Consider the following 18,549-nt stretch of genomic DNA (forward strand, 5'->3'; position numbering starts at 1 on the left):
CCGCGACGACGGGCAGCTCCACCGCCAACTTCGCCGCCGGCCAGACCGTCGCCAACCTCCTCGTCGGCCGCCTCACCACCTCCGGCACGCTGACGATCGTCAACCACTCCGCCGGCACCGTGCAGGTCATCGCCGACGTCACCGGCTACGTCACGACCGCGAGCACCGCGAACCAGTGGGCCACGACCGCTCCGACGCGCGTACTCGACACCCGCGTCGGCACGACATCCAACCCCGTGCGCACCGCGATCGCCGCCGGCACCTCGCTCACCATCAAGGTCGCCGGCGTCACCGGGTCACCCGTCCCAGCCGGGGCCACCGCCGCCGCGATCAACCTCACCGCCACCTCACCCCGGGCGGCCGGCTTCCTCAGCGCCGACTCSACCGCSACSACSGGCAGCTCCACSGCCAACTTCGCCGCCGGCCAGACCGTCGCCAACCTCCTCGTCGGCCGCCTCACCACCTCCGGCACGCTGACSATCGTCAACCACTCCGCCGGCGCCGTGCAGGTCATCGCCGACGTCAACGGCTACCTGCGCTGACGCTGCGAGTCCGGCCGAGCGGGCCGAGCCGAGCGAGCTGAGCCGAGCGGGCTGAGCGAGCCGGGCAGGCCGATCGGGTACGTCACGGGTCGGCTCGAGCAGCCAGGTCTACGCTCGGGCTGCCCCCTCGCGACCCGACTGGAGCCCGCATGTCCGAGCACGACGCCCACCGCCCCGGACTCGGGTCGATGCCCCACGAGGGCGGGACCGCCTTCCGTGTCTGGGCCCCGAACGCCGACGCCGTCGCGGTGACGGGCAGCTTCACCGACTGGTCGGGTGACGGCCACGCGATGGCCTCCGAGGACAACGGTCACTGGTACGCCGACGTCGAGGGCGCCGGGCCCGGCGACGAGTACCAGTTCGTCATCACGAACGGCGACCAGCGCCTCATGCGGATCGACCCGCGCGCTCGCGTCGTCACGAACTCGTCCGGCAACGCCGTCGTCTACGACCGCGACGCCTTCGACTGGGGCGGTGACACGTTCGGCTGCCCGCCGCACGACGAGCTCGTCATCTACGAGACCCACATCGGCTCCTTCGAAGCCACCGAGGGTGACGTCGGTGACCTCGGTGGCCTGGCGGGCAAGCTCGGCTACCTCGCCGAGCTCGGCATCAACGCCATCGAGCTGATGCCGGTCGCCGAGTTCGCCGGTGACTACTCCTGGGGCTACAACCCCTCCAACCCCTTCGCCGTCGAGAGCGGCTACGGCGGCGCCGACGCGCTCAAGGCCTTCGTCAAGGAGTCCCACCGGCACGGCATCGCCGTCATCCTCGACGTCGTCATCAACCACTACGGCCCGAGCGACCTGTCCCTCTGGCAGTTCGACGGCTGGAGCGAGGACGGCAAGGGCGGCATCTACTTCTACAACGACGAGCGCTCGTCGACCCCGTGGGGTGACACCCGACCCGACTACGGCCGCGAGGAGGTGCGCGCCTACCTCCTCGACAACGCCCTCATGTGGCTCGAGGAGTTCCACCTCGACGGGCTCCGGTTCGACGCGACCCTCTACGTGCGCACCATCGACGGTCTCGGCAGCGGCGACCTCCCCGAGGGCTGGGACCTCATGCGCTCGATCACGACGGCGATCCGTGAGCGGCACCCCGACAAGATCCTCATCGCCGAGGACCTCCAGTCCGACCCGGCGATCACCTCTTCCGACGAAGGCGGCGCGGGCTTCCACGCCCAGTGGGACACGAGCTTCGTCCACCCGGTGAGGGGGCTGCTGACCGCCGTCGACGACGCGGAGCGCTCGATGACCGAGCTCGCGGACGCCCTGCGTGGCAACGACGAGCCGTTCCGGCGGATCGTCTACACCGAGAGCCACGACGAGGTGGCCAACGGCAAGCTCCGGGTCCCCCACGAGGTCGACGGGGGTGACCCGAGCGGCTGGGCGGCGCAGAAGCGCGCGACCCTCGGCTTCGCCATCGCGCTGACGACGCCCGGCATCCCGATGCTCTTCCAGGGCCAGGAGTTCCTCGAGGACGAGTGGTTCCGCGACGACGTGCCGCTCGACTGGGAGCGGGCCGAGCAGTTCCGCGACATCGTGCGGCTCGGCCGTGACCTCATCCACCTGCGCCGCGACGTCGACGGCGTCTCACGTGGCCTGCGCGGGGAGGGCTTCGAGGTGCTCCACCTCGACGACGAGGCCAAGGCCCTCGCCTGGGCACGGCGCTCCGGCGACGACGTCGCCGTGGTCGTCGTCAACGCGAGCGCCGAGGCGCGCGACATCACGACGGGTATGCCGTCCGCCGGGCCGTGGGTGGTCCGCTTCAACTCCGACGCGGCGACCTACAGCGCCCTCTTCGCGGGCCACGAGACCCACGACGTGGACGCGGTGGACGAGCCCCTCGACGACCAGCCCGCCAGCGGCACCGTCTCGGTGGGCGCGTACACCCTCGTCGTGCTCACCCCCGCCTGACGCACGCGTCGCGGGGCGTGGCCCGTGGGGACGTCAGCACCTCGTAAGGCTCTCGTCATGGTCGGGACATCCCGGACCCGGTGGACTGGAGCCATGACACGACGTCCCTGGATCGCCGCCACCGTCGTGCTCGGGCTCGTCGCGCTGGCCGTCGGTCTCGTGCTCTTCCAGCCCTGGCGCCTGCTCACCCGCAGCGTCGTCGACGAGCCGATCCCGGTCGCCACCGCGGTCGCCGACACGGGCCCCGCCCCGACCGGCACCGGCACGGGAAGCGCAGCCTCGACCACCCGGCATACGCCCCCGGTCGCGCCAGCGGCTCCGCGCGTCGTCGGGCAGGGGCGCTTCGTCGACGGGGAGCACGCCACCTCCGGCACGGCCCGGGTGCTCGAGCTGGCCGACGGCACGACGGTCCTGCGGCTCGAGGGCTTCTCGACGAGCGACGGGCCGGACGTCGTCGTGTGGCTGACCGACCAGCCTGCTGGAGGGGACGACTGGCATCGCTACGACGACGGCCGGTTCGTCCTGCTCGGCGACCTCAAGGCCACGGACGGCAACCAGAACTACGCCGTCCCGGTGGGTACGGACCTCTCGGGTCTGACCTCGGTCGTCATCTGGTGCGACCGGTTCGACGTCGCCTTCGGATCGGCACCAATCCGGTCCGCATGACGGCTCCGAACCACGGTTGACGGCTGCCGCCGCACTGAGGGGTCCGGCGGCAGCCGCCTCCGGCGCGCGCTGACGCGCCGCCGATGCGCGGGGGGACGCGCACGGAGGCCCACCTGACGAGTGTCGTCAGGTGGGCCTTGTCCGTGTCTCCCGGCGCTGCCGGGGGCGCTCAGCGGAGCGGGTTGAAGGGCGCGAGCTGCTCGGGCGCGCGGCCCGTGACCATCTGCTCGGCGAGCAGGCGGCCGGTGACCGGGCCGAGGGTGATGCCCCACATGCCGTGGCCGCCGGCGACGAAGACCTTGGAGTTCTTCGAGGCGCCGATGAGCGGGAGCCCGTCGATGGTGCAGGGACGCGAACCCACCCACTCGTCCTGGCGGTGGTCGAGGTCGGCTCCCTGGAGCAGCGGGCGCGCCGACTCGACGATGGCCTTGATGCGGCGCGGGTCGAGCGCGGCCTCCGGCTGGCGGAACTCCATCATGCCGGCGACGCGGAGGCGGTCACCGACGGGCGTGCAGGCGACGCGCGCAGCCGGGAAGTAGACGGGGCCGTTGGGCAGGTCGTCGACGGCGACGCTGAAGGAGTAGCCGCGGCCGGCCTGGACCACACGCTTGACGCCGAACTCCCGCGCGAGCTTGCCGAGCCACGCGCCGGTCGCGACGACGACCGCGTCGTAGTGCTCGGCCTGGCCGAAGTCGTTCGTCACGAGCACGCCGGTCGGGGTGTCCGTGATGCGCGAGACGGCACTGCCGGTGACGATCTTGCCGCCGCGGGCGGTGACCGAGTCGGCGAGCGCGGCGACGTAGGCGCCCGGGTTGATGAAGCGCTGACCGTGCAGCACGATCGCGGCGCCGATCTCGTCGGACAGGGCCGGCTCGATGGCGCGGGCCTCGTCGCCGCTCAGGACGTCGAAGGTGATGTCGCCGCCGGAGGCGTGGATGTGCTCGATCTCCTCGAGGAGGGTCTGGCGCTCCTCGGCCGTGCGGTAGGCGGCGGTGAAGGACTTCGCCTCGTAGGTGTCGGCGTCGACCCCGCCGGCCTTGAGGAGGTCGAAGCTCTGGAGCGACAGGTCGTTGACGGGCACGAGGGCCCCCATGGCCTTCTTCCACGCCGTCATGGTGCTGTGGCGCGTGAAGCCGGTGACGAAGCGGAGGAAGTCCGGGCGCGCGCTCGGCGGCACGTAGACGGGCGAGCTCGGGCTGAGGACGGCGCGCAGGCCGTACTTGAGCACGGCGGGCTCGGGCAGCGGCGTCGCGATGCCGGGCGTCAGCCAGCCCGCGTTGCCCCAGGACGCGCCGGCGGCCACGCCGTCGCGGTCGATGACGGTGACCTCGACGCCACGCTCCTGGAGGAACCAGGCGGTGGCGAGACCGACCATGCCGGCGCCGACGACGGCGACGCGCTCGGGGACGGGGGTACCGGCGGGGGTCACAGCGGCCATGCGATCGACTCCTGGGTCTGGTGCTCGGGTGGTGCCTTGCCTCCATGGTGGGGCCGCGCGTGAAGGGGCCCATGGTGCTGCGCTGCCAGTGTTTGCGAACCTTGTTGTGCTGGGAGCACCACACCGGGCCACAATGGTCGTATGCCGTCCGCCCCGTCCCGCGCGACCCGACGGTCCGCGACCCGCACCTCGTCGACGACCCCGGTCGGCCTGCCCATCGCTCAGCTCGTCGGCACCCTCGGCGGCGGCCTGCTCACGGTGGTCGTCGACGTCGGAGGTCCGACGGTCGACGACGTCACGCTCGCCGAGCCCGGCTCGGGCGTCTTCGGCCAGGCCGGCGACCTGCTCCTCGGCGTCGGGGTCGAGCGGCCGGCCGAGGCGGCCGCCCTGCTCGAGGGCGCGGCGGCCGTCGACTGCGGCGCCGTCGTGCTGCGGCGGGCCGCGGCCCGCAACCAGCAGGTGCGCGCCGCGGCGGCCCGCTTCCGCGTCAGCCTCGTGGAGCTCGCCGACCACGCGTCGTGGGCGCACGTCGTGTGGCTGCTGCGCGGCGTCCTCGACCGCGCAGCGAGCGGACCAGCGGTGCGCGCGGAGGGCCCGGTGCTCGACGAGCTCTTCGCCCTTGCCGACGCGTGCGCGGCCCTCGTCGCAGCTCCCATCACCATCGAGGACACCCAGTCGCGGGTGCTCGCCTACTCCTCGACCCAGGACGTCGCCGACCCGGCGCGCGTCTCGACCATCGTCGGCCGGCGGGTGCCCGACGAGGTCATCGCCAACCTCCGCGGGCGCGGGGTGTTCCGCCGGCTCGCGCGCTCCGACGAGCCCTTCTTCGTCCCGGCCGGGCGCGGCCTGCGGGCCCGCGTCGTCGTGCCGGTGCGGGCCGGCACCGAGTGGCTGGGCTCGATCTGGGCCGTCGTCGACGAGGAGCCACCCGAGCAGGTCATGGGCTCGCTCGCCCAGACGGCGTCGGTCGTGGCCCTGCACCTGCTGCGCCTGCGGTCGCAGGCCGACCTCGCCCGACGGGTCTCGGCCGACCGGCTCCGGGCCGTGCTGAGCGGCGACACGCTCGAGGCCGAGGGCTGGCTGCCGGCGGCACCGTGGCGGGTCGTCGTGCTCGCCGGTGCGCACCGGCCGCGCACCGACCCGACCGGTGAGGGCGCGCCCCGTGACACCGAGCATGAGCTCGACGTGTGGGAGTCCGCTGCTCGGCGCCGCTCGTGGCGCCAGCCGCTCCTCGCGATCTTCGACGGCGTCGCCCTGACCCTCGTGCGAGACGTGCCCGGCGACGCGTCCCCCGGCACGTGGGAGTGGCTGCTCGGCGTCGTCGAGGAGGTCGCGGGTGTCACGCCGACGGCCACGGCGAGCGCCGGCGGCCGGGTCTCGCGCACCGTCGACCTCGACCGCTCGCGACGCGAGGCCACCGAGGTGCAGCGCCTGCGCGACGTCGGCCGCGTCTCGGGCACGACGACGACGGTCGAGGACGCCTGGGCGGCCGTCACCAACGCCCGCGCCCTCGGAGGCATCTGGACCGAGGAGCTGCTCGGTCCGGTCGCCGCCCTGCGCGAGCACGACGAGGCCCACCACACGGCCTACCTCGAGACGGTCGCGGCGTGGCTCGACCACCCGGGCGACCCGCGGGCGGCCGCGGCGCGGGTCCACGTGCACCCCAACACGCTCCGCTACCGGATGCAGCGCCTGTCCGGCGTCGTCGAGCTCGACCTGCACGACCCCGAGACGCGTCTCGCCCTGCGCCTCCAGTTGCGCGCACTCGGCCACTGAGGCGAGCCGCCGGCGCTAGCGTGGCGTCGTGGGCGAGCAGGAGGCGGACGAGCAGGACGAGGTGACGACCGGCGGGCAGCAGTGGCTCGCACCGGACGAGTTCCAGCGGATCTACGGTCCGCAGCACCCGTGGACCCCCGCCGAGGTCCGGGACCTCCTCGCCGGGCTCGACGTGCCCTGGTGGGTGGCCGGCGGCTGGGCCCTCGAGGCCTTCACCGGCGTGGCCCGCGACCACGAGGACATCGACGTCTCGGTGCTCCGTCGCGACGTCGGCGCGATCCGAGCCCACCTCGAGCCGCACTGGCACCTGTGGTCCGCCGGCGACTCGGGCCTGCTGCACCTGCGGCCCGGACGGGAGGTGCCCGAGGACTCCGGCCAGATCTGGGTCCGCGAGCACGCGCTCGCCCCGTGGCGCGGGGAGATCCTGCTCAACCCGGACGTCGACGGACGGTGGCAGTTCAAGCGCGACCCCTCGCTCGTGGTGTCACTGGACGATGCCACGTGGGAGCGCGACGGTGTGCGCTACCTGCGCCCCGAGCTCGTCCTCGCCCACAAGGCCGCCTCGCCACGCCCCAAGGACGACGCCGACCTCGAGGCCGCGCTCCCCCTGCTCGGTGCCGCCCAGGTGGCGGTGCTCCGGCGAGTCGTCGACGCCCAGCCGGCCGGCCATCCGTGGCGGGCTCGCCTGGACGGGGTTCGAGGCGGCGCCTAGGCAGGCGCCTCGCCCAGGTGGACCGTGCCGTCGGCGTCGACCCGGAAGTTCGGGTTGTGCACGAGATCCCAGCGGAAGCCGTCCGGGTCGGCCACGCACGCACTGACCCCACCCCACTCGCGCTCGGTCGGGGCGGAGACGGAGGTCGCGCCGGCAGCCAGCGCGGCGGCATACAACGCCTCGACCTCGCCGACCTCGGTGACGTTGTGGCCCAGCGACACGKGTGGCGCCGAGGAGCCGTGCGCGACGTCGCCGTACTCGCTCGGCATCTGCGCGACGTCCCACAGGGCGAGGAGCACGCCGGGGGCACCCTGGACGAAGGTGATCTCCGGCAGGTGGAGGACGGAGCGGAAGCCGAGCCCGTCGACGTAGAACGCGCGGGAGCGCTCGACGTCGCGGACGCCGAGGGTGATGGCGGTGATCTCGGGTGGGTTCGTCATCCCGCCACGATAGGACCGGCCACCGACGTCGCCGAGCCGTAAGGACCGGATAACCACCTCGTCATGGAGTGCACGACCGGGACGGGATTGACTCGGTGGTGAGCCGGTCAGGGTGACCGGACGAAAGGTGGAAAGCCATGTCTCACAAGCTGACTCGTAGGACCATCCGGTCTCTCTGTGTCGCCGCGGTCGCCCTCCCCGCCCTCGCCGCGGGCACCTCCGCCCAGGCGGGCGGCGTGTCGGGGCCGGCGTTCTACGTCGACCACGAGCTCTACCGGACGGTCGCGACGCCGACCGATCTCAGCGGCACCGGTGCACCCGCGCAGTCGTGGGACACGATCTACAGCTTCGGCGCCGTGCAGCGCAGCGTCGCCACCGCGGCCCCCGGCGACCCCGGCTACAACGGCGGACGCTGGCAGGTGCACGCCGTCTCGCTGACGAGCACGTATGCCGCGGCGCTGGCGGCCGGCGACCGCGACGGCAACGGCGTGCTCGACGCCGCGGACGAGGTGCAGGCGGCCATCGGCGCCGGAGCCCTCGTCGACGGCGGCGTCGTGAAGTACTTCGTGTGCACGGTCAACCCCGTCCCCCACGGCCGGGCCTGACCAACACGTCCAACCACCGGTAGCAGTCGGGGGAGGAACACCGCGTGGTGCGCCTCCCCCGACGATCTGACCGGTTTACCCCCAACTTTCCGCCGAGATCAGTGCCCGCCACCCAGAAGGTCGCGCACCTCTGACTCGCGATACCTCCGGTGCCCACCAAGGGTCCGGATCGAAGTCAGCTTTCCTGCCTTGGCCCACCGCGTGACCGTCTTCGGGTCCACACGGAACAGGGCCGCAACCTCGGCAGGAGTCAGTAGCTTCTCGGTCTCGTGTCGATCCTGAGTCGTCATTGTCATATCCCCACCACCCTGTCGCTAGGTGCAGCGACACGCATGCGCCCCAATCGGGGCTCAGTAAAGCAAGGGTAAAGTCTCGGCCAGTCTAATGGCGGTTAAACACTGAAAAGAGTCAAATCGTCCCGCTTCCGAGACACAAGGTGTATACGCCCACCCGGCCGCCCGGAAGCGTGTTCCCGACCCCTGACGGTCCCTGGCGGACTCCCGGGCAACGCCCGACCGACCTCCGGCCGGTCGGCCCGGTTCGAGCAGCTGCGACGCGCCGCCGATCAGGGGGTGGGGCGGGCGCAGGATTTGCCTCACTCATGTAGCGTTAGCACCACGAGAACACACACATTCCCGGGGCCGCTACGCGGACATCGAAGAACCACCCGGTTCTCCGAGGAGCGATGCCGTCCCGGCACGACGCACGAGGGGGTCACGCCATGGGGCGCGGCCGAGCCAAAGCCAAGCAGACCAAGGTCGCACGGCAGCTCAAGTACTACACACCTGACACGGACTTGAGCGCGCTGGAGCGTGAGCTGCACGGGCCGTCGCAACGCGACGTGTCCAACCAGCCACGATCCGTCGACGACGACGAGTACGACGAATACGGGAAGTGGGCCTCGGGCGGGCGCTGAGCCTGCCTTCCTCTTCCGTCTGCACCTCGTGCGTCGGGTGTTCACACCCGGCGCGCGATCGGTGCTGCCCTCGAGGCGCCTGAGGCTCCCGCCCACGTGGCGAGAGCGTCGGGGTAACGCATCGATGCCCGCACACCCTCCGGGGTGCTGCGGGCTTCGTCATGCCCGCGTCCGGTCGGATCAGGGGGTCGGGTGCTGCCCGACGACCTGCACGGCGCCGCCGTCGACGCCCTTGGCGCCGCGCACGATCTCGGCGTCACCGGCGACGAGGCCGTCGGCGTGCGCCCGCTCCTCGGTGGCGACCTCACCGAGACGCCACGCCCGGATACCGCGGGCCTCGCTCAGCTCGATGGCGCGCTCCGCCTGCGCCTCGGGAAGCACGGCGACGAAGCCGATGCCCTGGTTGAGGGTGCGCTCGATGTCGGCCTGCGGCACGCGGCCGAGGTCCTGGACGGTGCGGAAGACGGCAGGGGGGGTCCACGTCGAGCGGTCGACCCGGGCGAAGGTGCCGGTCGGGAGCACACGGGCGAGGTTCGCGGCCAGGCCGCCGCCGGTGACGTGGCTCAGGGCGTGCACGTCGACACCCTCGGCGGCGATGAGCTCGAGCAGCGGCTTGGTGTAGATGCGGGTCGGCTCGAGCAGCTCCTCGCCGAGGGTGCGGCCGAAGTCGTCGACGTGACGGTCGAGCTGCCAGCCGGCGCTCGCGATGACGCGGCGCACGAGGCTGTAGCCGTTGCTGTGCAGGCCACTGCTCGCGAGGGCGACCACGACGTCTCCGTCGGCGACGCGCTGGGGACCCAGCACGGCGGCATACTCCACGACGCCGGTGGCGGCGCCGGCGACGTCGTACTCGTCGGGTTCGAGCAGGCCCGGGTGCTCGGCGGTCTCGCCGCCGACGAGGGCGACCCCCGCCTCCTCGCACGCGCGGGCGATGCCGCCGACGATGGCGGCGATGCGCTCCGGGACGACCTTGCCCGTCGCGATGTAGTCGGTCATGAAGAGCGGCTCGGCGCCGCACACGACGATGTCGTCGACGACCATGCCGACGAGGTCGAAGCCGATGGTGTCGTGCACGTCGAGGGCCTGGGCGATGGCGACCTTGGTGCCGACGCCGTCGGTGCTCGTGGCGAGGATCGGGCGGGTCATCCGGGCGATCGCGCTCGCGTCGAACATGCCGGCGAACCCGCCGAGGCCACCGACGACCTCTGGTCTGGTGGCGCGCCGCACCGATGCCTTCATCAGCTCGACGGCCTGGTCACCTGCCTCGACGTCGACTCCGGCCGAGGCATACGTGATGGGGGCATCGCTCACGGGCCCAGCCTACCGGCGCCCCGTCCTCCCCCTCCCCCTCCCCTCCCCGGTTCGATGTATTCCACGGTCGCCCGTGACCGCGCCATACATCGAACGAGGGGCCGTCCACAGGTGTCGGCCGGTCATGGCCCTCATCCACAGGGGCAGGACGCCCTGATGACGGCGCGTCCGATGGCGGCAAGCCTCGGGACATGGACCGCGAACGGCTTCTCCTCGCTCGCCGCATCGCCGAGGTGCAGGGCGGCGTGGCGTCCCGCCGACAGCTGTACGGCGCGGGCATGACCGAGATCCACGTGCGCCGAGCCGTCGAGTCGGGCCGCTGGCAGATGCACGGCAGGCAGACCGTGGCGGTCCACACTGCACCGCTCGACGTCGTCGCTCGTCGCTGGCGCGGCGTGTGGGAGGTCGGGGAGACGATCGCGGCCATCGACGGCGCGACCGCTCTGCAGGCGGCAGGCCTCAAGGGCTTCGAGGACGACCGCATCCACGTTTCCGCCCGCCACCACCACAACACCTCGGTCGTCGACGGCGTGACGGTGCACAAGGTGATCCGACGCGTCCCCGATGAGGTCGTGGGCGTGGGCGTGCCTCGCGTGCGCCCTGCCGTCGCTGCCATCCGGGCCGCACACTGGGCTGTGTCCGACCGACAGGCGGCGCTCGTGCTGCTCATGGCCGTCCAGCAGAACCTCACGACGCCCCGTCTGCTGGCCCAGGCACACCGTGAGGTCCGCGGCAGGACGCGTCGCGCGTTCGTCCGCGGAGTCGTGCGGGACATCGCCTTCGGCGTCGAGTCCTTGGGCGAGCTCGACTTCGCCCGGCTGTGCCGCCTCAAGGGCCTCCCCGAACCCAGCCGCCAGGTGGTCCGGCGCGGCCCTCGCGGACGCATCTACCTCGATGTTCGGTGGAGCTGCTGCGACCTCGTGGTGGAGATCGACGGCGCGCAGCACAGAGCCGGACTCAACGTCATGCTCGACAACCTTCGCCAGAACGCTCTCGTCCTGGCTGGTGATCGGGTGCTCCGCATCGACGTCGTCGGACTGCGTCTCGAAGCCGAGCTGTTCCTGCAGCAGGTCGCGGCGGGGCACCACCCCTCACGCTGCCGGTTCGATGTATCTCACGGTCACCCGTGACCGTCGAAATACATCGAACCGCGGGGTCAGGGGTGCTGGAGGGCGTTCTCGCCGCCGAGGCCGACCCCGAGGGTGACCCCGTCGACGTCGACCGAGCGGTCGTGGCCGGTGCGCACCGTCAGCGGCAGCGTCTCGAGGACGTGCTTGCCGATGCGACCGTCCTCGGGCAGCTCGATGGGGTACTTCCCGGTGAAGCACGCGGAGCACAGCTCGTCGGCGGGCTGGTTCGTCGCGCCGATCATGCCCTCCTCGGAGATGTAGCCGAGGGAGTCGGCGCCGATCGAGGCCCTGATCTCCTCGACCTTGAGGCCGGTCGCGATGAGCTCGGCCCGCGTCGCGAAGTCGATGCCGTAGAAGCACGGCCACTGCACGGGCGGCGAGCTGATGCGCACGTGCACCTCCGCCGCGCCGGCCTCGCGGAGCATGCGGATCTGCGCTCGCTGGGTGTTGCCGCGCACGATCGAGTCGTCGACGACGACGAGGCGCTTGCCGCGGATCGTGTGCTCGAGCGGGTTGAGCTTGAGCCGGATGCCGAGCTGGCGCAGGGTCTGCGACGGCTGGATGAAGGTGCGTCCGACGTAGGCGTTCTTAACGAAGCCCTGGCCGAACGGGATCCCCGACTCCTGCGAGTAGCCCACGGCCGCAGGCACGCCCGACTCCGGCACACCGATGACGAGGTCGGCGTCGACGGGGTGCTCGCGCGCGAGGACGCGTCCCATCTCGACGCGGGCCTCGTGCACGACCCGGCCGCGGATGACGGCGTCGGGGCGGGCGAGGTAGACGTACTCGAACACGCAGCCCTTGGGCTGGGGCTCGGCGAACGTGTGCGAGCGCAGGCCGTCCTCGTCGATGACGATGAGCTCACCGGGCTCGACCTCGCGGATGACGGCGGCGCCGATCGTCTGCAGGGCCGCCGTCTCGGAGGCGACGACCCAGCCCCGCTCGAGGCGGCCGAGCGCGAGGGGACGCACGCCCCACGGGTCGCGGGCGGCATACAACGTCGTCTCGTCCATGAAGACGAACGAGAACGCGCCCTTGAGCTTGGGCAGCAGCTCGAGGGCGGCCTGCTCGGGCGTGCGGTCCTCGTCGGCCGCGAGCAGCGTCGTGACGAGCGCGGTGTCGGAGGTGTTGCCGCGGGCGAGCTCGCCGGTGATGCGGGTGCCGCCGAAGTGCTCGTCGACGAGGGCCTTGAGCTCGACCGTGTTGATGAGGTTGCCGTTGTGGGCCAGGGCCAGCGTGCTGTGGCCGGTGCCGCCAAGGGTCGGCTGGGCGTTCTCCCACGTCGAGCCGCCGGTCGTGGAGTAGCGCGTGTGGCCGATCGCGATGTGGCCGCGGAGCGAGCTGAGCGCGGTCTCGTCGAAGACCTGCGACACGAGGCCCATGTCCTTGTAGACGAGGATCTTCTTGCCGTCACCGGTCGCGATGCCGGCCGACTCCTGCCCGCGGTGCTGCAACGCATAGAGCCCGAAGTACGTCAGCTTCGCGACGTCCTCTCCGGGAGCCCAGACGCCGAAGACCCCGCAGGCGTCCTGCGGGCCTTTCTCGCCGGGGATGAGGTCATGGTTCAAACGACCGTCGCCACGTGCCACAGCGCCAGTGTCGCACACGCCGGTGGGCGACTCGTCCGCGGTTCACGACCGCAGCGGCAGCTCGGCGAGCACCTCGTAGCGCGGCCGCCGCCCCCGCCCCTCACCGAGGTGGGACTCGACGAGCGCGAGGTGGTCGACCCGCCAGGCCGGCCCCTCCCAGGCGTCGAGCGCGCGGATCCAACGGGTCGCCTCGGTGGGGTGGTGGAAGCGGCCGAGCGTCAGGTGCGGGTGGAAGCGCGTCCCGTCGGGCGTCGCCCCCGCCGCCGTCGACGCACGGCGTATGCCGCCCGCCACCGCTCCGAGGTCGCCGCGGACCTGCTCCACCCCCGCCCAGAGCACGCGGGCGGCGTACGGGTTCGGGAAGGCGCCGGCCCCGGCGAGCTGCAGGACGAGGGGATCGCGCCGTGCTGCGGAGCGCCCGAGCGCGTCGGTCAGGTCGTCGAGGCGGGCCTCCGGGACGGCGCCGAGGAAGGCGAGGGTGACGTGCCACTGGTGGCGGTCGGTCCAGCGGATCTCCGGGCCTGCCTCGCGCCGCGGCTCGACGTGAGCCTCGAGGTCGTCGAGCACGTCGTCGGGAGGGACGACGGCGACGAACAGCCTCATGGCATGGAGGCAGCGCCCGAGGCGATGAGGGCGTCGACGTCGTCGATGCCCCACGCGGCGAGGGCGGCGCGGGTGTCGGCGCCGGGTGTGGACGGTGGGGTGCCGAGTGCGGCCGGGGTGCGCGAGAAGCGGGGCGCCGGGGCCGGCTGGACGAGGCCGTGGTGCTCGACGTAGGTGCCGCGCGCGGCGAGGTGCGGGTGGCCGGGTGCCTCGGCGTAGCTGAGGACCGGCTCGACGCACGCGTCGGTGCCCTCGAAGACAGCCGTCCACTCGTCGCGGGTGCGGCTGCGGAACGTGTCGGCGAGCAGGGCGCGCAGGGCGGGCCACGTGCGCGGGTCGAGGCGGTCGGGCGCGGTGTCGGTGAGGCCGGTCAGGCGCAGCAGCTCGGCATAGAACGCGGGCTCGAGCGGACCGACCGCGAGCCAGCCACCGTCGCTCGTCTCGTAGACGTCGTAGAAGGGGGCGCCGGTGTCGAGGAGGTTGGTGCCGCGGCGGTCGGACCACAGCCCGGCGCCCACGAGGCTCATGACGAGCGAGGAGAGGTGGGCGGTGCCGTCGACGATCGCGGCGTCGACGACCTGTCCGCGGCCGCTCGTGCGCGCCTCGAGGAGGGCGGCGAGGACGCCGACGACGAGGTAGAGGGCTCCTCCCCCGAAGTCGCCGACGAGGTTGACGGGGACCTGCGGAGGTCCGCCGGCGCGGCCGATGGCGTGCAGCGCTCCGGTGATGGCGACGTAGCCGATGTCGTGCCCGGCGGCGTGGGCGAGCGGGCCGTCCTGCCCCCACCCGGTCATCCGGCCGTAGACGAGGCGTGGGTTGCGACCGAGGCAGTGGGTGGGCCCGAGCCCGAGCCGCTCGGCGACACCGGGCCGGTAGCCCTCGAGGATCACGTCGGCCTGCTCGACGAGCGCGAGGGTCGTCTCGAGACCGTCGGAATGCTTGAGGTCGAGGGCGACGGAGGGGCGGCCGCGGCGCAGCAGGTCGGCCTCGGGCGACAGCGGGACGGGCAGCGAGCCCTCACCGGGCCTGTCGATTCGGATGACGTCGGCGCCGAGGTCGGCGAGCAGCATCGCCGCGAAGGGCGCGGGGCCGATGCCGGCGAGCTCGACGACGCGGATGCCGGCAAGGGGTCCCGTGCGCGCGGCAGGTGCGCCCTGGGCGTCCGGCACGCCCTCAGCGTGGCCGACCGGCGGGGTCACGACTGGTCGCGACCCGACCGGTCGAGGAGGATGCCGAGGACGCCGGCCAGGCCGGTGCCGATGAAGGCGCCGAGGGCGCCGATGTAGAGGGCGCCGGTGGTCGTCGTGTAGCCCTGCACCTCGTCACCCACGATCGAGATGGCGGCACCCACGATGAAACCCAGCACGGCGCCCGTGATGAGGAAGCGCTTGAAGTTGGGGATGCGGGGACGCTCGGGGCGGGTGGTCGGCGAGGGCTGGGTCACGAGTCCAGCCTAAGTGAGGTGAGCGGAAGCAGGCCGTCGAGGTGGGCGCGCTGACCGCTGGCCCGGACCCGGGCCCCGTCGAGGGCCGCCTCCCAGGCCAGGTCGCCGACGGCGAGGCGCAGCCACGTCCCCGCGTCGGTCTCGATGACGTTGGGCGGCGTGCCGCGGGTGTGGACCGGGCCCTCGATGCACTGCACCGCACCGTGCGGGGGGACGCGCACCTCGACGGTGCGGCCGGGGGCGATGGTCGCGAGCTCCTCGAGCGTGTAGCGGACCGCCGTCGCCGTGGTGCGGCGGTCGGCCTCCCAGCCCGCCTCACGGCAGGCGACGAGGGCGGCATGTCCCTCGGCGACGGGCGTACGGCGGCGTGGCGGCATACCTCGCAGGCTATCTGCGTGCGCCGACGGCCGACCGACGCCCTCAGCGCAGGCGGGGGATGACGTCGGCGACGACCTCGTCGAGGACCTCGCGGGTGGTGTGGAAGGGCTCCGTCGTGCGCGGCCAGTGGGTGATGACGTCGGTGAAGCCGAGGGCCGCGGCGCGGCCCACCGCGTCCTCGAACGCGGCAGCGCTCGACAGCGAGAAGGTCGGAGCCGAGTCGAGGTTGAGGTAGCGGCCGAAGCCCGCGGCGTCGCGGCCGGCGACCTCGAGGGCGGTGTCGACCCTCCGGCTGTGACCGGCCACGAGCTCCCACCACTCGTCGTCGGTGTCGGCGGTGCCGCCGTAGGTCATCCAGCCGTCGCCGCGCTCGACCGCCAGGCCGATCGACTTGGGGCCGTTGGCCGCGATGACGAGCGGCACCCGGTTGCCGGTGTCGCCGCCGCGGACCGGGCCGGGGAGGGTGCGCACGTCGCGGGCGGCATAGAAGCGGCCGTCGACGGTGACGTGGTCGTCACGCAGGAGGCGGTCGAGCAGGTCGGTGAACTCGGTGAAGCGGGCGACGCGGTCACGCAGCGCGAGGTCCTCGCCCATGATCCGTGAGTCGAGGTCGCCGCCCGTCCCGATGCCGAGGAGGAACCGTCCGCGCGAGATGTCGTCGAGGGCCAGCACCTCTCGCATGAACTGCACCGGGTGGTGGTTGTTGGGCGACGACACGAACGTGCCGAGACCGATGCGCTCGGTGACGGCGGCGGCCGCGGCGAGGGTCGGCACCGCGGCGAACCACGGCGACTCGGGCAGGCCGCCCCACGTCACGTGGTCGAAGGTCCAGGCGTGGTCGAAGCCCATCTGCTCGGCCGCGCGCCACATCGGCTCGGCCTCGGACCACGGGTGCTCGGGCAGGATCGCCAGACCGAATCGCATCCCCTGACGGTAGTCCAGAACCGTTGTCGCCGACCGTGCCGGGCCGTAGCGTCGGAGGGGACAACCCACGCCCGCCGAAGGAGCAGCCATGTCCAATCTCGTCGTCCACTTCGAGATCCACGGCTCGGACCCCGCGCGCCTCGCCGACTTCTACGAGCGGCTGCTCGGCTGGTCCTTCCAGCAGTTCGGCGACATGCCCTACTGGGCCATCGACACCGGCGACGAGGCGGCGAGTCAGGGAGGCGTCGGCCACGGCATCAACGGCGGCCTGACGCAGCGCCAGGGCCCCGCACCCGAGATCGGCGGGGCCGTCAACGGGGCCAACCTCGTCATCGCGGTCGACGACGTCGACGGCCTCTTCGCCCAGGGCCTCGAGCTGGGCGGGTCCGAGGCCCTCGCGCCGGCCGACATGCCAGGCGTCGGGCGCTTGGCCTACCTCCACGACCCCGACGGCAACGTCTTCGGCCTCATGTCCCCGGTCCTGTCCGACGGCACCACCGCGATGGCTGGTGCCTGAGGGCGTGGCCGCCGCGAGCGGCCGGAGCTGGGACGCGGCCGCCGTGCTCGCGGCCTCCAACGAGTGGAGCTGGGTCCCCCAGGGCGCGCCCCACGTCGCCACGGACGAGTACCTCGTCGTTGCCTACCCCGACTACTTCCTGACACCTACCTCGGCCCGCGTCTTCGGCTCCGACCGCGACGTCGCCGAGCTCGCCGACGAGATCTGCGCCGTCGCGCGCAGCTGGGGCCGCGACCGCCTGTGGTGGCGCCTGTCCGAGTTCACCCGTCCGGCCGGTCTCGAGCCCGAGCTGGTGGCCAGGGGTGCTTCCGTCGTCGACCGCATGGACGTGCTCGCGCTGACGATGCGGGACGGGTTGCCCGACCTCGCCGTGCCCGACGACGTCGAGGTCCGTCGGGTCACCGATGCGGAGACGGTGCGCGACGCGATCGTCGTCGGCAACGACGCCTTCGGCGGAGAGGACCCGACGGACGAGCAGGTCGCCTCGTCGCTGGCCGAGGTCGAGCACGGTCTCGCCGACGACTCGGGCGGACGGTGGGTGGCCTACGTCGACGGGCGTCCCGCCGGGACGGGCGGCTACACGCTGGCCGACGACGTATGCCGTCTCTGGGGCGGTGGGACGCACAGCTCGTGGCGCGGTCGCGGGGCCTACCGCGCCGTCCTCGACGCGCGCCTGCGCACGGCTCGCGCCGCCGGGGCGACCCTCGGCCTCACCCATGGCGTCGTCGGCACATCGTCGCCGATCCTGCGCCGCATCGGCTTCACCCGCCACGGCGAGGAGCGCGTGCTCGTCCTGGACCTCACGTGAGCGCGGGATCGACTGCGGCACAGCACGTCTCGCTCGAGTGGGACGAGCGCGGCGGCGTCACGGTCCACATGGACGGATCGCCGCAGTCGCACGTCCAGCCCGACGACCCGACCCTGCTCGTCTTCGAGTACGTCCAGCACCTGGCGCTCGCCATCGACGCGATGCCGCCGGGCCCGCTCGGCGTCACGCACGTCGGCGGCGCCGGACTGACGTTGCCGCGCTGGGTGGAGGCGACCCGTCCGGGCTCCCCCCAGATCGTCCTCGAGCCGGACGAGGCGCTGACCGAGCTCGTCCGTCGCGAGGTCCCCCTCCCCCGGCGGCACCGCATCCGCGTCCGCCCGGTCGACGGCTTGACGGGCGTGCGCGCCCTCAGGGACGGCTCCGCCGACGTCGTCGTGACGGACGCCTACGCGGGAGGGCGTGTGCCGGCGGAGCTCGTCGGGACGGCATACGCCCACGAGGTGGCGCGCGTCCTCAAGCCGACGGGCATCGCCCTCTGGAACCTCGCCGACGAGCCCGGGATGCGCTGGGTCGCAAGGGTGGTCGCGACGGTGGCCACGTCGCTGCCGCACGTCGCGGTGATCGCGACGCACGAGGTGCTCAAGGGCCGACGGTTCGGCAACTCGGTGCTCGTCGCCTGCGCCTCGCCGTTGCCGGCGGAGGCGCTGAGGCGTGACGTCGCCAGGGCCAACCTGCCGACCGGGCTGCGTGAAGGCGCAGCACTGACGCGTCTGCTTGCGGGCGCAAAACCCTTTGACGACAGGGGAATCCAGAGCCCGCCACCTCCCGAGGCCGGGAAGTGGCGGGCACGTTGACGAGCTGAGGCCGGGG

21 protein-coding genes are annotated in these 18,549 nt (G+C 72.7%); 11 read left to right on the forward strand and 10 right to left on the reverse strand.

Translation table 11 applies throughout. From position 1 onward, the window contains the following. From AB4Y83_RS09735 to AB4Y83_RS09745, 3 genes are all read left to right on the forward strand, one after another. The coding region (locus AB4Y83_RS09735) for a hypothetical protein (RefSeq protein WP_442296723.1) at positions 1-542 on the forward strand (542 nt) is incomplete at its 5' end. Positions 543-691: 149 nt separating this feature from the next. Continuing rightward, positions 692-2,461: an alpha-amylase family glycosyl hydrolase gene (locus tag AB4Y83_RS09740; protein ID WP_442296724.1), complete on the forward strand. Its 1,770-nt coding sequence runs from the start codon at positions 692-694 to the stop codon at positions 2,459-2,461. Positions 2,462-2,554: 93 nt separating this feature from the next. Next, positions 2,555-3,127, forward strand: coding sequence for a DM13 domain-containing protein (locus AB4Y83_RS09745; RefSeq protein WP_442296725.1), 573 nt, complete (start codon positions 2,555-2,557; stop codon positions 3,125-3,127). A 169-nt stretch (positions 3,128-3,296) separates the two neighbouring features. Here the strand turns inward: AB4Y83_RS09745 and AB4Y83_RS09750 are convergent, their stop codons facing one another. Next, positions 3,297-4,565: an NAD(P)/FAD-dependent oxidoreductase gene (locus AB4Y83_RS09750; protein WP_442296726.1), complete on the reverse strand. Its 1,269-nt coding sequence runs from the start codon at positions 4,563-4,565 to the stop codon at positions 3,297-3,299. Between the two features lie 141 nt (positions 4,566-4,706). Here AB4Y83_RS09750 and AB4Y83_RS09755 point away from each other — a divergent pair, with 141 nt between their 5' ends. Further along, a complete protein-coding gene (locus AB4Y83_RS09755; RefSeq protein WP_235508509.1) occupies positions 4,707-6,341 on the forward strand; it encodes a PucR family transcriptional regulator in 1,635 nt (544 codons plus the stop codon). Between the two features lie 28 nt (positions 6,342-6,369). Continuing rightward, entirely contained in the window at positions 6,370-7,053 is a 684-nt protein-coding gene (locus AB4Y83_RS09760) for a nucleotidyltransferase domain-containing protein (protein ID WP_056771937.1), read from the forward strand. Here AB4Y83_RS09760 and AB4Y83_RS09765 read toward each other — a convergent pair. Next, complete coding sequence (locus AB4Y83_RS09765) at positions 7,050-7,493, reverse strand: VOC family protein (protein ID WP_442296727.1); 444 nt, start codon at positions 7,491-7,493, stop codon at positions 7,050-7,052. The genes AB4Y83_RS09760 and AB4Y83_RS09765 overlap by 4 nt on opposite strands. Before the next feature lie 137 nt (positions 7,494-7,630). Between AB4Y83_RS09765 and AB4Y83_RS09770 the strand changes: the two genes are divergently transcribed. Further along, entirely contained in the window at positions 7,631-8,098 is a 468-nt protein-coding gene (locus AB4Y83_RS09770; protein ID WP_056822532.1) for a hypothetical protein, read from the forward strand. Positions 8,099-8,196: 98 nt separating this feature from the next. On the opposite strand, the gene AB4Y83_RS09775 is transcribed toward AB4Y83_RS09770, so the two are convergent. Then, entirely contained in the window at positions 8,197-8,388 is a 192-nt protein-coding gene (locus AB4Y83_RS09775; protein ID WP_045191048.1) for a BldC family transcriptional regulator, read from the reverse strand. A 431-nt stretch (positions 8,389-8,819) separates the two neighbouring features. On the opposite strand from AB4Y83_RS09775, the gene AB4Y83_RS09780 reads away from it, so the two are divergent. After that, positions 8,820-9,014, forward strand: a complete 195-nt coding sequence (locus tag AB4Y83_RS09780; protein ID WP_020142456.1) for a DUF3073 domain-containing protein — start codon at positions 8,820-8,822, stop codon at positions 9,012-9,014. Positions 9,015-9,194: 180 nt separating this feature from the next. Here the strand turns inward: AB4Y83_RS09780 and purM are convergent, their stop codons facing one another. Continuing rightward, the gene (gene purM, locus AB4Y83_RS09785; protein ID WP_442276011.1) at positions 9,195-10,325 is read right to left on the reverse strand and encodes a phosphoribosylformylglycinamidine cyclo-ligase; all 1,131 of its coding nucleotides are present in this window, start codon (positions 10,323-10,325) and stop codon (positions 9,195-9,197) included. Between the two features lie 191 nt (positions 10,326-10,516). On the opposite strand from purM, the gene AB4Y83_RS09790 reads away from it, so the two are divergent. After that, the gene (locus tag AB4Y83_RS09790) at positions 10,517-11,455 is read left to right on the forward strand and encodes a hypothetical protein (protein WP_442296728.1); all 939 of its coding nucleotides are present in this window, start codon (positions 10,517-10,519) and stop codon (positions 11,453-11,455) included. Between the two features lie 26 nt (positions 11,456-11,481). On the opposite strand, the gene purF is transcribed toward AB4Y83_RS09790, so the two are convergent. Genes purF through AB4Y83_RS09820 form a run of 6 tightly spaced genes read right to left on the reverse strand, consistent with a single transcriptional unit; the run spans position 11,482 to position 16,393 of the window. Further along, a complete protein-coding gene (gene purF / locus AB4Y83_RS09795; protein ID WP_442296729.1) occupies positions 11,482-13,044 on the reverse strand; it encodes an amidophosphoribosyltransferase in 1,563 nt (520 codons plus the stop codon). Between the two features lie 42 nt (positions 13,045-13,086). Further along, positions 13,087-13,647, reverse strand: a complete 561-nt coding sequence (gene thpR, locus AB4Y83_RS09800) for an RNA 2',3'-cyclic phosphodiesterase (RefSeq protein ID WP_442276014.1) — start codon at positions 13,645-13,647, stop codon at positions 13,087-13,089. After that, a complete protein-coding gene (locus AB4Y83_RS09805) occupies positions 13,644-14,816 on the reverse strand; it encodes a CaiB/BaiF CoA transferase family protein (RefSeq protein WP_442296730.1) in 1,173 nt (390 codons plus the stop codon). The genes thpR and AB4Y83_RS09805 overlap by 4 nt, the downstream gene beginning before the upstream one ends. 26 nt (positions 14,817-14,842) lie before the next feature. Further along, positions 14,843-15,091 carry a hypothetical protein gene (locus tag AB4Y83_RS09810; RefSeq protein ID WP_056771955.1) on the reverse strand — a complete coding sequence of 83 codons (249 nt, stop codon included), beginning with the start codon at positions 15,089-15,091 and terminating at the stop codon, positions 14,843-14,845. Continuing rightward, positions 15,088-15,468 carry a sterol carrier family protein gene (locus AB4Y83_RS09815; protein WP_442276016.1) on the reverse strand — a complete coding sequence of 127 codons (381 nt, stop codon included), beginning with the start codon at positions 15,466-15,468 and terminating at the stop codon, positions 15,088-15,090. The genes AB4Y83_RS09810 and AB4Y83_RS09815 overlap by 4 nt, the downstream gene beginning before the upstream one ends. 43 nt (positions 15,469-15,511) lie before the next feature. Then, positions 15,512-16,393 (reverse strand): LLM class flavin-dependent oxidoreductase, encoded by an 882-nt coding sequence (locus AB4Y83_RS09820; RefSeq protein ID WP_442296731.1) that lies wholly within the window; start codon positions 16,391-16,393, stop codon positions 15,512-15,514. Between the two features lie 88 nt (positions 16,394-16,481). Here AB4Y83_RS09820 and AB4Y83_RS09825 point away from each other — a divergent pair, with 88 nt between their 5' ends. Genes AB4Y83_RS09825 through AB4Y83_RS09835 form a run of 3 tightly spaced genes read left to right on the forward strand, consistent with a single transcriptional unit; the run spans position 16,482 to position 18,533 of the window. After that, the gene (locus tag AB4Y83_RS09825; RefSeq protein WP_442296732.1) at positions 16,482-16,910 is read left to right on the forward strand and encodes a VOC family protein; all 429 of its coding nucleotides are present in this window, start codon (positions 16,482-16,484) and stop codon (positions 16,908-16,910) included. Beyond that, positions 16,903-17,718, forward strand: coding sequence for a GNAT family N-acetyltransferase (locus tag AB4Y83_RS09830; protein WP_442276019.1), 816 nt, complete (start codon positions 16,903-16,905; stop codon positions 17,716-17,718). The genes AB4Y83_RS09825 and AB4Y83_RS09830 overlap by 8 nt, the downstream gene beginning before the upstream one ends. Continuing rightward, a complete protein-coding gene (locus tag AB4Y83_RS09835; RefSeq protein ID WP_442276020.1) occupies positions 17,715-18,533 on the forward strand; it encodes a spermidine synthase in 819 nt (272 codons plus the stop codon). The genes AB4Y83_RS09830 and AB4Y83_RS09835 overlap by 4 nt, the downstream gene beginning before the upstream one ends. Positions 18,534-18,549 lie beyond the last annotated feature (16 nt).

This window comes from Terrabacter sp. RAF57, assembly GCF_052113925.1.
Classification (GTDB): domain Bacteria; phylum Actinomycetota; class Actinomycetes; order Actinomycetales; family Dermatophilaceae; genus Terrabacter.